Source organism: Actinophytocola oryzae (assembly GCF_004364325.1).
Taxonomy (GTDB): Bacteria; Actinomycetota; Actinomycetes; order Mycobacteriales; family Pseudonocardiaceae; genus Actinophytocola; species Actinophytocola oryzae.
On the sequence record NZ_SOCP01000026.1, the window covers coordinates 56270 to 69388 of the forward strand.

General features: G+C 70.7%; 12 protein-coding genes and 1 riboswitch. Of the genes, 5 read left to right on the plus strand and 7 right to left on the minus strand.

Annotation, left to right across the window (positions count from 1 at the left end; all coding sequences use genetic code 11):
* Positions 1-30: 30 nt before the first annotated feature.
* The 3 genes from CLV71_RS43380 to CLV71_RS43390 all read right to left on the minus strand — a co-directional run bounded on the left by CLV71_RS43380 (position 31) and on the right by CLV71_RS43390 (position 3131).
* Positions 31-564 (minus strand): hypothetical protein, encoded by a 534-nt coding sequence (locus tag CLV71_RS43380; RefSeq protein ID WP_133908810.1) that lies wholly within the window; start codon positions 562-564, stop codon positions 31-33.
* Between the two features lie 294 nt (positions 565-858).
* The gene (locus CLV71_RS43385) at positions 859-2385 is read right to left on the minus strand and encodes a hypothetical protein (RefSeq protein ID WP_133908811.1); all 1527 of its coding nucleotides are present in this window, start codon (positions 2383-2385) and stop codon (positions 859-861) included.
* Entirely contained in the window at positions 2373-3131 is a 759-nt protein-coding gene (locus tag CLV71_RS43390) for an ABC transporter ATP-binding protein (protein WP_133908812.1), read from the minus strand. Before CLV71_RS43390 ends, CLV71_RS43385 begins: the two co-directional genes overlap by 13 nt.
* Positions 3132-3194: 63 nt before the next feature.
* Here CLV71_RS43390 and CLV71_RS43395 point away from each other — a divergent pair, with 63 nt between their 5' ends.
* The 4 genes from CLV71_RS43395 (at position 3195) to rpsT (ending at position 6155) form a co-directional block, all read left to right on the plus strand.
* Entirely contained in the window at positions 3195-4139 is a 945-nt protein-coding gene (locus CLV71_RS43395; protein ID WP_133908813.1) for an SPFH domain-containing protein, read from the plus strand.
* A 2-nt stretch (positions 4140-4141) separates the two neighbouring features.
* Positions 4142-4381: a type II toxin-antitoxin system antitoxin gene (locus tag CLV71_RS43400; protein ID WP_133908814.1), complete on the plus strand. Its 240-nt coding sequence runs from the start codon at positions 4142-4144 to the stop codon at positions 4379-4381.
* The gene (locus tag CLV71_RS43405; protein WP_133908815.1) at positions 4378-5760 is read left to right on the plus strand and encodes an ATP-binding protein; all 1383 of its coding nucleotides are present in this window, start codon (positions 4378-4380) and stop codon (positions 5758-5760) included. Before CLV71_RS43400 ends, CLV71_RS43405 begins: the two co-directional genes overlap by 4 nt.
* Positions 5761-5894: 134 nt before the next feature.
* Entirely contained in the window at positions 5895-6155 is a 261-nt protein-coding gene (rpsT, locus tag CLV71_RS43410) for a 30S ribosomal protein S20 (protein WP_133908816.1), read from the plus strand.
* A 63-nt stretch (positions 6156-6218) separates the two neighbouring features.
* On the opposite strand, the gene holA is transcribed toward rpsT, so the two are convergent.
* Positions 6219-7196: a DNA polymerase III subunit delta gene (gene holA / locus CLV71_RS43415; protein WP_133908817.1), complete on the minus strand. Its 978-nt coding sequence runs from the start codon at positions 7194-7196 to the stop codon at positions 6219-6221.
* Positions 7197-7332: 136 nt separating this feature from the next.
* Positions 7333-7462, plus strand: a riboswitch (SAM riboswitch).
* A gap of 11 nt (positions 7463-7473) precedes the next feature.
* Between holA and thrC the strand changes: the two genes are divergently transcribed.
* Positions 7474-8733 carry a threonine synthase gene (thrC, locus tag CLV71_RS43420; protein ID WP_133908818.1) on the plus strand — a complete coding sequence of 420 codons (1260 nt, stop codon included), beginning with the start codon at positions 7474-7476 and terminating at the stop codon, positions 8731-8733.
* An 84-nt stretch (positions 8734-8817) separates the two neighbouring features.
* Here the strand turns inward: thrC and CLV71_RS43425 are convergent, their stop codons facing one another.
* The 3 genes from CLV71_RS43425 to CLV71_RS43435 all read right to left on the minus strand — a co-directional run bounded on the left by CLV71_RS43425 (position 8818) and on the right by CLV71_RS43435 (position 13084).
* Positions 8818-11214, minus strand: a complete 2397-nt coding sequence (locus tag CLV71_RS43425; RefSeq protein ID WP_133908819.1) for a ComEC/Rec2 family competence protein — start codon at positions 11212-11214, stop codon at positions 8818-8820.
* Between the two features lie 49 nt (positions 11215-11263).
* Positions 11264-12085: a ComEA family DNA-binding protein gene (locus tag CLV71_RS43430; RefSeq protein WP_243867363.1), complete on the minus strand. Its 822-nt coding sequence runs from the start codon at positions 12083-12085 to the stop codon at positions 11264-11266.
* A 141-nt stretch (positions 12086-12226) separates the two neighbouring features.
* On the minus strand, positions 12227-13084 hold the full coding sequence (locus CLV71_RS43435; RefSeq protein WP_133908821.1) for a DegV family protein: 858 nt from the start codon (positions 13082-13084) through the stop codon (positions 12227-12229).
* Positions 13085-13119: the final 35 nt, after the last annotated feature.

Consider the following 13119-nt stretch of genomic DNA (forward strand, 5'->3'; position numbering starts at 1 on the left):
GCCGCTCCGGCTTCACGCCCGAGGGGCCGATCACTTCCAGCCGAGGTCGGTCAGGTCCACCACGACGGTCGCGGTGTGGTCGTCACCGGACTTCGGTGCCACGACGACCACTTCCTCGTCCTTGGCGACGGAGCCGATCGCGTCGGAGTCGCCGTGGACCTTGGTGTCGCCGTTGACCGTGTACGTGGCCGTGACGCCGTCGGCGCTCTTCACGGTCACGCCGGTGCCGCTGACGTCGGTGACGGATCCCTTCTGCACCAACACCGTCTGCGTGCCGCCGCCCTCCTTGGCCAGTACGACCTCCGCGTGCACGAAGTCGGTCACGTCGGCGCCGAGCACGTCGTCGAGGGCACCACCGAACGGGCCGCCACCGAACGGGCCACGTGGTCCACCGCCCCATGGGCCGCCGTGCCACGGATGGCCGTCAGGTGTCGCGTCGGTCGTCCCCTGTGCCGCCGGCCGCACCGGTCCGTCGGACGCCGACGCGATGCCGATCGCACCGACACTCACCGCCCCGACCACCGCGACAGCGATTCCCGCCTGCCACAACGATTTCCTGTTCATGCACCAATCATGGGCGAAGACGGCGGAAAAATCGTCGGACCCGGGAGTGGACCTGAAATACATACCACGGGGTAATGCCGACCATGTGTGTACTACCGGGGGAGTACGTCAGCACGTCACCCTGTTGACAGGGCGGGTTCAGATTTCCGGGTCCACCGGGCCGCCGAGGAGGTCACCGGCCGACTGGTGGATCTTCGCGATGGCGGCCGCGAGGTGCTCCCGTTCCGCCTCGGTCAGGTTCTCGGTGATCTTCTCCTCGATCAGCGGCCGCTCCCGTTCGACCCGCCTGTTCCGCTAGACCGGCTTCGCCACCTGGGCCAGCAGTTCCGGTCCCCGCGCGGCGAGTCTGCGTGCCGCGATACCACCCCACCACCAGAACATCAGCACCCCGACCGCGATCCCCACCGGCAGGCCGAGCCACTCGACCACCGGCGCGTCCAGGGCCTTACCGAGGATCACGACTGCCACCACCGGCAGTGCCACCACCGCCAGCAGCAGGCCGATGCCCAGCTGCGTCAGGGCGCGCAGCAAACCAGGGCTCCTGCCTGCCGCGAACGGACTCGCCTTCCGATCGGGCATCGGGTAAGCGGCGAACACCGACAACAGCACCACCAGCCCTCCCCCACCGCCGAGAAGCGCGGGAACGAGACCCAGCACCCACGGGTACAGCCCGGGGTCGGTCACCGCGGGCAGCACGATCGCGAGTACCAGAGCCACCGGGCCGACGATCATCGTCCACGCCAACTGCCGCCCACGCACGTCGACGCTCGCGGCACCCGGCACGACCAGCGTGTGCCACAACGCGCTGCCGTCCATCCCGTACAGGTTCCCCGCCATCAGCGACCCGAACGCCACCAGCATGATTCCCCCGTACGGCGACGGCCCGCCGGTGCCGGACACCAGCGGCTGGACCGTGAGGATCAACCCGACCAGCACCGTCGACATCAGCGCGACCCGCCGCCGCGCGTCGCGGGCCCACGTCCGCAGTTCCTTGCCGACGACCGCGCCGAGTGGCGTCCTGCTGCTGAACGACCGGCCGTGTGCCGGGCCCTCGGACGACGCGACCCGTGTCGTCCTGCGCACCAGCAGCACACCCCACAGCGCGAGCAGCGCCGCGTCCGCGACCGCCAGCCCGGCCAGACCCGCGAGCGCGACCGGCCACGACGACGTCACGGCGGCGGTTCCCCACCCGGACGGCGACCAGCGCAGGACCGCCGACAGCACTGGCGAGTCGCCCGAGGCGATCATCGGTCCGAAAGTCCTGACCAGCAACTGCACGACGAACCCCGACATACCGACCAGCGCGGCGAGCAGGATCCCCAGGTCCCGGCCGCGTCGGGAGCGCAGCGCGGCGCCGAGTGCCGCGATCGTCACGCGTGACAGCAGCACGACGAACACCAGCTGCAACGGCACCGCGAACACCGCGACGACGACGTGTGCGCCGTCCGCGAGCACCAACAGCCCGCAGAAGGCGATGGCGGTGACGATGGCCGGCACACCGACGAACGCCGCGCCGAGCAGCCCCGCGGCCAGCCGGCGTGGTGTCAGCGGCAGCAACGCGAAGTGCTCCGGCCGCAGCGTCTCGTCCCCGCCACCCGACAGGATCGGCGCGACCAGCCAGCCGAACGTCCACATGAGATAGACGGCCGCGAGGAGGTCGACCTGCACCCCGGGTTCGTCGAAGTCCGCGGCAGCTACTGCGAACGTGGCCCCGGCGGCGAGCAGTCCGAACAGGAACCCGATGACGGTCACCGCCGCCTGCTTGCCGCGCAGCGAGTGCCGCAGCACGCGCCAGCGCATCCGGATCATCACGCCAACCACGACAGTCCCTCCCCACCACCGGTCCGGCCACCGACGATGTGCACGAACGCCTCCTCCAGACTCGTGGCGCCCCGCACGAGGTCGACCGGGCCCGCCGCGACCACACGCCCGCGCGTGATCACGGCCACGTGTGTGCACAGCTGCTCGACCAGCGCCATCACGTGGCTGGACAGGATCACCGCCCCGCCGGAGGTCACGAACCGCTGCAGGATCGTGCGGATCGTCGACGCCGACACCGGGTCCACCGCCGCGAACGGTTCGTCGAGCACCAGCAGGCGCGGCGCGTGCAGCAGGGCGACCGCGAGCCCGATCTTCTTCCGCATACCGGCCGAGTAGTCGATCACCAGCTTGTGCTGCGCGTCGGTCAGCTCCAGGACGGCCAGCAGCTCGTCGGTCCGCTCGGTCACCGTGCGTGCCGGGATGCCGCGCAGCAGACCCATGTAGGTGAGCAATTCGCGCCCGGTGAGCCGCTCCGGCATCGACATACCGTCAGGCAGTACCCCGATCAGGGCCTTGGCGCGCACCGGGTCGTCCCACACGTCGACGCCGAAGATCGTCACCGTGCCACCGTCCGGCCGCAGGAGCCCGACGGCCATCGACAGTGACGTGGTCTTGCCCGCGCCGTTCGGCCCGACCAGACCGAAGAACGAGCCGGCAGGTACCTCCAGGTCGACGTGGTCGACGGCGATGTTCGAACCGAACGTCTTGTAGAGCCGGGACAGTCGTAGTGCCACACCCTCGGTCATGGGCTTGACAGTACGCTAAAGTGATATCACTTTGCTAGACCAGTGCCTCTAAGGGGACGCACCATGAACACCGATCTCGCCATCGACACACCGACGATGCCTGCCCCGCACGTCCGCGAGCGCGTGGCGTTCGGCAGCTCCGGACTGCCCGTGCTCGGCCTCGTCCTGCTCGCCTACCTCGCCGCGGCCGCACTCGCGCTGATCGGCATCCTGCGGCTGGCCAACCCGGACGGCGACCCGCGCACGCCCGGCGTCGTCCTGCTGGTCATCGGCGTGTTGCTGCTGATCGGGGCCGTGATCCTCAACGGGGGGCTGATCATGGTCGCGCCGGGCGAGGCACGCGTGCTGCAGTTCCTCGGCCGCTACGTCGGCACCGTGCGCCTCGACGGGCTGCGCTTCATCAACCCGTTCACCTTCCGCAGGCGCATCTCGACCAGGATCCGCAACCACGAGACCGCGGTGACCAAGGTCAACGACGCCGACGGCAATCCCATCGAGATCGCGGCCGTGGTGGTGTGGCGGATCACCGACACCGCCCGCGCGGTGTTCGAGGTCGACGACTACGACGAGTTCGTGACCATCCAGACCGAGACCGCCGTGCGGCACATCGCGACCAGCTACCCCTACGACGCGCACGGCATCGACCAGCTGTCGCTGCGGGAGAACGCCACGGAGATCACGGAGAAGCTGTCCGCCGAGATCGCGGCGCGGGTCGAGGCCGCGGGTGTCGAGGTGATCGAGTCCCGCATCACGCACCTGGCATACGCGTCGGAGATCGCGGGCGCGATGCTGCGCCGCCAGCAGGCCGGGGCGGTGGTCGCGGCACGCCAGCGGATCGTCGAGGGTGCGGTCGGCATGGTGCAGCTGGCGTTGCGTGAGCTGGCCGAGCAGGACGTGGTGGACCTGGACGAGGAACGGAAGGCGTCGATGGTCAGCAACCTGCTCGTCGTGCTGTGCTCGGACCGAGACACCCAGCCGGTCGTGAACACCGGTTCGCTGTACCACTGAGCGTGCCGGAGCGTAAGAAAGTCCTGCTGCGCCTGGACCCCGCGGTCCACGACGCGGTGGCGCGCTGGGCAGGGGACGAGCTGCGCAGCACGAACGCGCAGATCGAGTTCCTGCTGCGCCGGGCGCTGTCACAGGCGGGGCGGCTGCCGCGCGACACGGGCGGGATGCCACGACGCGGCAGGCCCCCTAAGGAAAGTCCCGGAAGCGAGGAAGGTGACAGGACGGGCACTCTGGACGAGTGAACGTTACCGACGCCCACGAACTGGCTCGTGCCGTACGGGAGCTGTTCGAGTCCGCCCAGCAGGCACTCCGTGGCGCCTCCGGCTCGCCGCTCATCGAACGGATCACCGGACACCTCGGCTGCCCGATGGCCGAGATCCCGAACGTCGCCCTGCACCTGCCGATGTTCGAACACGTGAACCTGCAGCGCGGCGTGGACGCCTACCTCGCGCGGCATACGCCGGACGCCGCGTGGTTCGGCATCGCGGGCAACAAGGGCTTCCTGACGGTGATCGACATGCTCGCCGAGGCCACGAACGGCAGCGCCTACAGCAGCACCTACCAGCTCGGCGCGGTCGACTACACGACCGTGGCGACCGGTCCGTCGGCCTCCACCGAGGCGGTCCAGCTGGGCCTGGTGTGCACGTCGGCGCCGGACGGGTCGCCGGTGGTGCTGGCTCTCCAGGGTGCGCAGGAGGACCGCGGCGAGGAGCGCTGCCACCTGCAGATCCTGGCGGCGCACCGCACGACGGCGGCCGCGGTCCGCGAGGAGATCTCGAAGCTGATGCGCGGCCACGACGCGTTCCGCGGCCAGGTGCTGTCGTTCGGGGTCAGCGAGCACCACCACAACCAGCTGCTGACGTTCCTCCCTCGGCCGTCGATGGCGGCGTCGGACGTGGTGCTCCCGGAGGGCGTGCTCGCGCTCATCGAACGGCACGTGGTCCGCTCGGCCACCCAGACCGAGGCGTTGCGGGCGCAGGGCCAGCACCTGAAGCGGGGGCTCCTGCTGTACGGGCCGCCCGGCACCGGCAAGACCCACACCGTGAGGTACCTGCTCAGCAGGTTGCCGGAGTCGACGGTGTTCGTGCTGAGCGGCGTGGCGATGTTCCGCTACCTGCGTGCGACGACCGCGCTGGCGCGGCGCCTGGCGCCGTCTGTGGTCGTGGTGGAGGACGTGGACCTGATCGCGGAGGACCGGTCGCGCTCCGACGGCAACCCCGTGCTGTTCGAGCTGCTGAACGAGATGGACGGGATCGGTTCGGAGGCGGACGTGACGTTCGTGCTGACGACCAACCGCGTCGAGGTCATGGAGGAGGCGCTGACACAACGCCCCGGCAGGGTCGACCTCGCGGTGGAGGTGCCGAAACCCGACGGCGAGTGCCGCGAGCGACTGTTCCGCCTGTACGCGGCGAGCACCAGCCTGGTGCTCCCGTCCGCGGGAAGCGTGGTGGAGGCGACCGAGGGTGTGACGGCGTCGTTCATCAAGGAGCTGGTGCGCCGGTCGGTCCTGCGCCACATCGACGAGGGCGGCACCTTCGACGAGAAGGTGGTCGACGGTGCGCTGGCCGAGCTGATGGCCGAGCGCCAGACCCTGACCAGGAGCATCCTCGGCGGCCGCTGATCCGAGGCAGGTCACCCGCTGTTAAGCTGTGCCGGTCGTGCCCGTGTGGCGTTCCGCCCAGGAGGAAACCCGCTTTCGCGGGGCCACCCCAAATGCGTGCACGACTTCCGTGATCGACATCGAGGAGTAGCCCCATGGCGAACATCAAGTCCCAGATCAAGCGGATCAAGACGAACGAGAAGGCGCGCCTGCGCAACAAGTCCGTCAAGTCCTCGGTGAAGACCGCGATCCGCAAGTTCCGCGAGGCCGCCGACTCCGGCGACAAGGCGAAGACCGTGGAGCTTCTGCAGGAGGCCAGCCGCAAGCTCGACAAGGCGGCCAGCAAGGGCGTCATCCACGCCAACCAGGCGGCGAACAAGAAGTCCGCCATGGCGAAGCGGGCGAGCCAGCTCTGAGCTCGAACTGACCAGCGGGGCCGCACCGGCGCAAGCCGAGGCGGCCCCGCTGTGCGTTACCCGTCAGCTGCGGCGCCGGGCCTCACCCAGGCGCAGCACCGCCCGTTCCAGGGCATAGCCTGCGTCTACGGCGACGCCCTTGACGTCCGCGTTGACCTCGGCCACCACCTGCATGGCAGCCACCAGCCCCACCGGGTGCCAGCCCCTGGACTGGGCCTGCGCCTTACGCACCTTCCACGCCGGCATTCCCAGCTCACTCGACAGCCGGTAGGGGTCGGCGCGGCCCGCCCCGGCCACCTTCGCGACCGTGCGGACCGCGTCCGCGAGAGCGTCGGCCACCAGCACGTGCGGTACTCCGAGCAGCATCGCCCAGCGCAGCATCTCCAGCGCCCCGGCGATGTCGCCGGTCACTGCCTTCTCGGCAACGGCGAACCCCGTGACGTCGGCCCTGCCGCGGTGGTAGCGGCGGATCGCCTCGATCGTGATCTGGCCGTTCGTGTCCGCGACCAGCTGGGCGGACGCGGCGGCGAGCTCGCGCAGGTCGGAGCCGACCGAGTCGATCAGTTCGCGCACCGCCTCCGCCTCGATCCGTCCGCCGGCCAGCCGGACCTCGTTGCGGACGAACGACTCCCGGTCCTGCGGCCTGGTGATCTTCGGGCAGTCGACGACCAGCGCGCCTGCCGACTTCATGGCGGTCAGCAGGTCCTTGCCGGGCTTGCGTCCGCCGCCGTTGTGGAGCACGACCAGCTGCACGCTGTCGGCGGGCGACTTCACGTACGAGGTGATCACCGCGCCCATGTCCTTGCCGACCTCCTGGGCTCCTTCCAGGACGATCACCCGCCGCTCGGCGAAGAGCGAGGGGCTCACGAGCTCGGCCAGCTCGGGCCCGGTGAGGTCGGTCACCTTCACGCGGGTCATGTCGGCACTCGGGTCGGCGAGCCGAGCGGTCTCGATTGCGGTCTGCACCGCACGTTCGACCAGCAGTTCCTCGTCCCCGAGAACGAGCTGCAGTGCGGGCGGTGTCACGGCGGGCGCCTTCACCCGGTCATCCTCGCATCAGCCCGGCTCGGCGGATCGGCGGGCACGAACCTGAGCCGTCGCTCTCTCGAATGATGGACCTCACATTGGCCGAGTGACCGCGTCGTGCCGTAACGTGTCCGGCAGGACAACTTCATATAGCTCATCCAGAGGGGCAGAGGGATCGGCCCGAAGAAGCCCCGGCAACCAGCGTCAGCCACATCATTCGCGACCGCGAGACGGCGACGACCATGGTGCCAATTCCGACCCGCACGCGGGACAGATGAGGAGATACCTCGCGATGACGCTCACTGCCGACGCCGGCACCACCACTCTCGACCTCGGGCCCGCTCGCGCCCTGACCTGCAGGGAGTGTGGACACCAGATCCCGCTCGCCGCGGAGTTCGCCTGTGCGGAGTGTTTCGGCCCGCTGGAGGTCGCGTACGAGTTCGGCAACATCACCCGGGCCCAGATCGAAGCGGGCCCCAAGTCGATCTGGCGCTACCGCAACCTGCTGCCGGTCCCGTCCGATGTGGACGCACACCCGAACACCGAACCTGGCCTGACCCGCCTGGTGAAGACCGACCGCCTGGCCGCGGCCCTCGGTGTGAAGTCGTTGTGGGTCAAGGACGACACCGGCAACCCGACACACTCGTTCAAGGACCGCGTCGTCGGCGTGGCGCTGGCCGCCGCCCGGCAGCTGGGCTTCCGGGTCCTGGCGTGCCCCTCGACGGGCAACCTCGCCAACGCCGTGGCCGCGGCGGCTGCGCGGGCGGGCTGGCAGTCGGTGGTGCTGATCCCGTCGTCCCTGGAACGCGCGAAGGTCCTGACGACAGCGGTGTACGACGGCGCCCTGATCGCGGTGGACGGCAACTACGACGACGTGAATCGCCTGGCGACGGAACTGGCCGCCGAGCACGAGGACTGGGCGTTCGTGAACGTCAACGTCCGCCCGTACTACGCGGAGGGCTCGAAGACGCTGGGGTTCGAGGTGGCCGAGCAACTGGGCTGGCGCCTGCCGGACCAGGTGGTCGTCCCGGTCGCGTCGGGCTCGCAACTGACCAAGGTGGACAAAGGCTTCCGTGAGCTGATCGAACTGGGCCTGGTGGACGCGAAAGAATATCGGGTATTTGGCGCGCAGGCCACGGGTTGTTCCCCGGTGGCGGCGGCCTTCAAGGCGGGTCACGACGTCGTGACTCCGGTAAAGCCGGACACGATTGCCCGCTCCCTGGCAATCGGTGCTCCCGCCGACGGCCCCTACGTGCTGGACGTGGTCCGCCGAACCAACGGCGCGGTGGAGAACGTCTCGGACGAAGAGGTGGTGGAGGGCATTCGCCTACTGGCCAGGACGGAAGGCATCTTCGCCGAGACAGCGGGCGGCGTGACCGTGGCCACGGCGAAGAAGCTGATCGAGACCGGCCAGCTGGACCCGGACGCGGAAACCGTTCTCCTGATCACTGGCGACGGCCTCAAGACCCTCGACGCCGTCGAGGACAAGATCGGCCCCCGCGCGACGGTCCCCCCGTCGTCCGAGGCCGTCCGCGCCGCACTGGCGGACTGAACCCAGGCCGAACTCGGGGTTGAACTGCACCACGGCCCAACCCCGAGTTCCGCATGAGCCACGGCCCACCCGCCGCCCGGGTCGTCAGGGTGGCGACCTGGACGGACCGCGAGTCACAGCCCGTGGCCCAGCGGAGGTCGCCACGATCGCGGTGTCCCCGCTCGTGTCGGTGCGCAGGACCAACGCGCCCGTGCCGGTGAGCGCTCGAAGCGTGATAGGGCTGGGATGCCCGTACTGGTTCTGCGCTCCGACACTCACCAACGCGATCCGCGCCCGCACCGCCGCGAACAGCTCGGGCGAGGTGTAGCGCGACCCGTGATGCGGCACCTTGATCACATCGGCCGACAGGTCGAGGTGCTCGTCCAGCAGCCGCGCCTGTGCGGCCAGTTCCACGTCGCCGCTCAGCAGCACCCGACCGGCCGGCGTCACCGCCCGCAACACCAGCGAAGCGTTGTTGATCTCCGTGCCCTCCGACTCCTCAGCCGGCATCACCTCCTCGTCATCCGGTGCCAACACCTCCATCACCAGGCCCGGCCACGACAACCGCTGGCCGGCGCTCAGCTGCACCACCGGCACGCCTGCGTCTCGCGCCTTGTCGCGCACCTCCTCCCATGCCCAGCCCGGCACCCGCGCCCGGCTCACGGCGACACCGCCGACCGCCCGGTCCGACAGCACCGCGTCCAACCCGCCGATGTGATCGGCGTGCAGGTGGCTCAGCACCACCAACGGCACCCGCGACACACCCAACCGGTCGAGGCACGCCGTCAGCGGCGCCTCCTCCGGCCCGGTGTCCACGACCACCGCGCGTCCTTCTTCGCCCGTCGAGAGGACGATCGCGTCGCCCTGCCCGACATCGCAGGCAACGGCGGCCCACCCGTCCGGCGGCCATCCCGGAGCGATGACCCGCGCCGGGATCACGACGAACAGCAGCCCGACCAGCATCACGGCAACCAGCACCCGTACCCGACGCCAGCGCAACGCCACCAGCAGCAGCGCGACACACACGGCGAGCAGAAGCCCACCCAGCCACCCGGTCGGCCACGCGACCACCGCACCCGGCACCTCGGCACCGTGCCGGGCGACGAAGATCAGCCAGTCCGCCTCCGGCCCGGCCAGCCGGACCAGAAGCTCGGCTGGCCACGACGCCACCGGCGCAACCACCGCGGCCAGCACCCCGACCACCGTCGCCGGCGCGACGACCGGAGCCGCCAGCAGGTTCGCGACGATCGCGACCATGCTCACCTGCCCGGCGAACCCTGCCACGACCGGCGCGGTGACGAGGTGCGCCGCCGCCGGCACGGCCAGTGCCTGCGCCAGCCCGCGCGGCACGCCTCCGTCGGCGAGCCGCTCGGCCCAGCGAGGCGCGATCAGCACGAGCCCACCCGTCGCGAGCACCGACAACGCGAACCCGATACTCACCGCCAGGGCGGGATCCCACAGCACCAGGACGATGACCGCGACACCCAACGCCGGTAATGCCGCCCGCTGACGTCCGACCGCCAGGGCCAGCAGCCCGACCACGCCCATCGCCCCGGCCCGCAGCACGCTCGGCTCCGGTCCGGCGAGCACGACGAACCCGACCAACGCCAGCATCGCCCCCGCTGCCGCGGCACGCGGCCCGCAACGGAGTGTCCGCAGCAGCAACAGCACTGCCACACACACCACCGCGAGATTCGTGCCGCTGACCGCGAGAAGGTGGGCCAGTCCCGCGGCCTGGAAGTCGTCGACGACCTGCGGCGACAGATCGTCGGTGTCGCCGACCACCAGGGCGGGCACCAACCCACGCGGTTCCGGGTCGAGCACTCCGGCCGCGTCCCGCAGGCCCGATCGCAGCGTCTGCGCGATCCGCTGCCACACCGAGGCCTCTCCCACCTCCCGCGGGGGCCCGCGGACTCGCAGCATGGCCACGGTGAGCGTGCCCTGTTCGGCAGGTGCCAGGGCCGCCGTTGCCGCGACCCGCTGGCCAGGCAGCAGAGCCCGCCACCGGTCACTGGGCGCCACCACGACGACGGCTCCGGTCGAGGGCACCGAGCGACCGCCCACGACCGCGGTCACCAGCCGCGCCCGCAGGATGACCGCACGGACGCCGCCCTGTCTGCCACCGAACCCGGCCGAGAACACCGGCTTCGCCCGCTCGGCGATCTCGATCCGGAACGTCCCCGTGGCACCCACGTTCGCGGCGTCCCGGAGCGGATCGTCGGCGGCCGTCCGCAGCCGCGGCGTGCCGAAGATCCCGACCGCCAGGCTGCACGCGAGCAACGACCACGCCGCCCCGAGCCGCCACCACCGGACAGCGGCCGGCCTGCCGCGCGCACGGGCCAGCAACACGAGTCCCGCGACAGCGCCGGCGAACGCACCCACCGCGGACCACCACCAGCCCAACAGCAGACCCGCCATCGTCGCGAGCCACACGACGAGCGCGGCAGGCACCAAGCGCACGTCCGCACGGCCACGAGTGTCCGTGCCGAGCCAGCTGCTCATGACCCCGCCCTCGACTGGAGGTCCCGGGCGGGCGGCGGACAGCACCGGTTCATCGGGCCACGACCAGGTCGTGCAGTTTCGCGAACTTGGTCGGGCCGATCCCGTCGATCTCACGCAGCTGGTCCACGCTGTCGAACCGGCCGTGCTCGGTCCGCCAGTCGACGATCCGCTGCGCGGTCACCGGGCCGACGCCGGGCAGCGTGTCCAGCGCGGCGAGCGTCGCCGTGTTGAGGTCGACCTTCTCCCCCGGGCCCGGCGCCCCCGAAACCGCTGGAGCCGGCTCGGCACCTGCCGGCACCGGGATTCCCACGTAGATCTGTTCGCCGTCAGCCAGCCGACGAGCCATGTTGAGGGTCGTGAGATCCAGACCTGGAGCCGGGCCGCCCGCCTCCCGCACCGCGTCCGCGACCCGCGCGCCTTCGGGCAGCGTGACCAGGCCGGGGTTGGCGACCTGCCCGACCACGCTCACGACAATGGACGGCTCGGCGGCCGCGCTGGTCTCGGACGCGACCGCCACCGGCAGCACCGACGGCGTCTCGTGCTCCACGCCGCCGGACATGATCGCCACACCCACCGTGGTCAGGACTGCGAGGACAACCCCGCAGGCGAGCGCCATGGTCAGTCGACGACGTGCGTCGGCGGACATCTCGGGTACCCACTCGGCCACCAGGCGCCCGGTCATGCCACGTCTCCACCACGGCTCTCGTGGCGGCGGGTCGGGCGGATCCGCCGAGACGTCCTCCCACTGCTGGTCCGGTGCCAGCTCGGTCATCTCCTCCCGGGGGTTGGCGCGCGCCTGGCCCATCAGGAGGGCGAGGCGGTCACGAGTGCCTTCGGTTCTACGGTCGTGGCGTGAGATTGTTTCGATCACGGGTTCGACGATAGGCGCGGAAGGGCTGGGGAGCCGGGGAGCGAGGCCGGGGTGTGGACAACTGCCCGGGCTGTGGACAAGTGGTCCGGAACGCCTGGTCAGGGCCGTGGAGATGTCGGTGTGGTATGCGAAGCTGGGAGGTTATCCGTCAGTCGGGCAGACGACGACGGCCAGCATGCCGGGGCCGGTGTGCGCACCGATCGCGCCGCCCAGCTCGGACACCACACAGCCGGAGGCAGGCGAGATCCGCTCGTCCAGCCTGGTCGCGAGCTCGACCGCCCGGTCGTGGGCCGCGAGGTGGTGCACCGCGAGCTCGACGCTGGTTGCCCCCGTCTCGGCAGCGGCCTGCTCGGCCAGGTCCACGAGCCGCGCCACCGCCCGGTTGGTGGTCCGCACCTTCTCCAACGGCACGATGCGGCCGTCCTTGACGTGCAGGACCGGCTTGACCGCGAGCGCCGTGCCGAGGAACGCCGCCGCCGAGCCGATCCGGCCACCCCTGCGCAGGTACTCGAGGGTCTCGACCATGAAGAACGTCCTGGTCCGCGCGGCAGCGGCCGCCGCGACGTCCTCGACCGAGGCACTCGACGCACCACCGGCCGCCGCCGTCGCCGCCCGCAACACGGCGAACCCGAGGCCCATGACGGCGGTACGCGAGTCGACGACCCGCACCCGGTCGTCGCCGACCTCCTTCGCGGCCAACCGCGCCGACTCCCAGGTCCCGGACAGCTCACGGGAGAGGTGTACGGACACGATGCCGTCCGCGCCGTCGTCGAGCAGCCGTTGGAAGGTCTCGGCGAACTCCTCGGGGTTCGGCCGCGACGTCGTCACCGCGCGCCGTCCGGTGAGCGCGGCAGCCACGTCCGAGGGTCCGATGTCGACACCGTCGCGACCGGAACAGTCGTCGATCAGCACGTGGATCGGCACGACGTGCACCGCATGCCGGTTGGCGAAGCCATCCGGCAGGTACGCACTGGAATCGGTGACGACGGCGACCGGCACGGAGGGAGCCTACGTGGTCGGCGCCGGGATGAGCG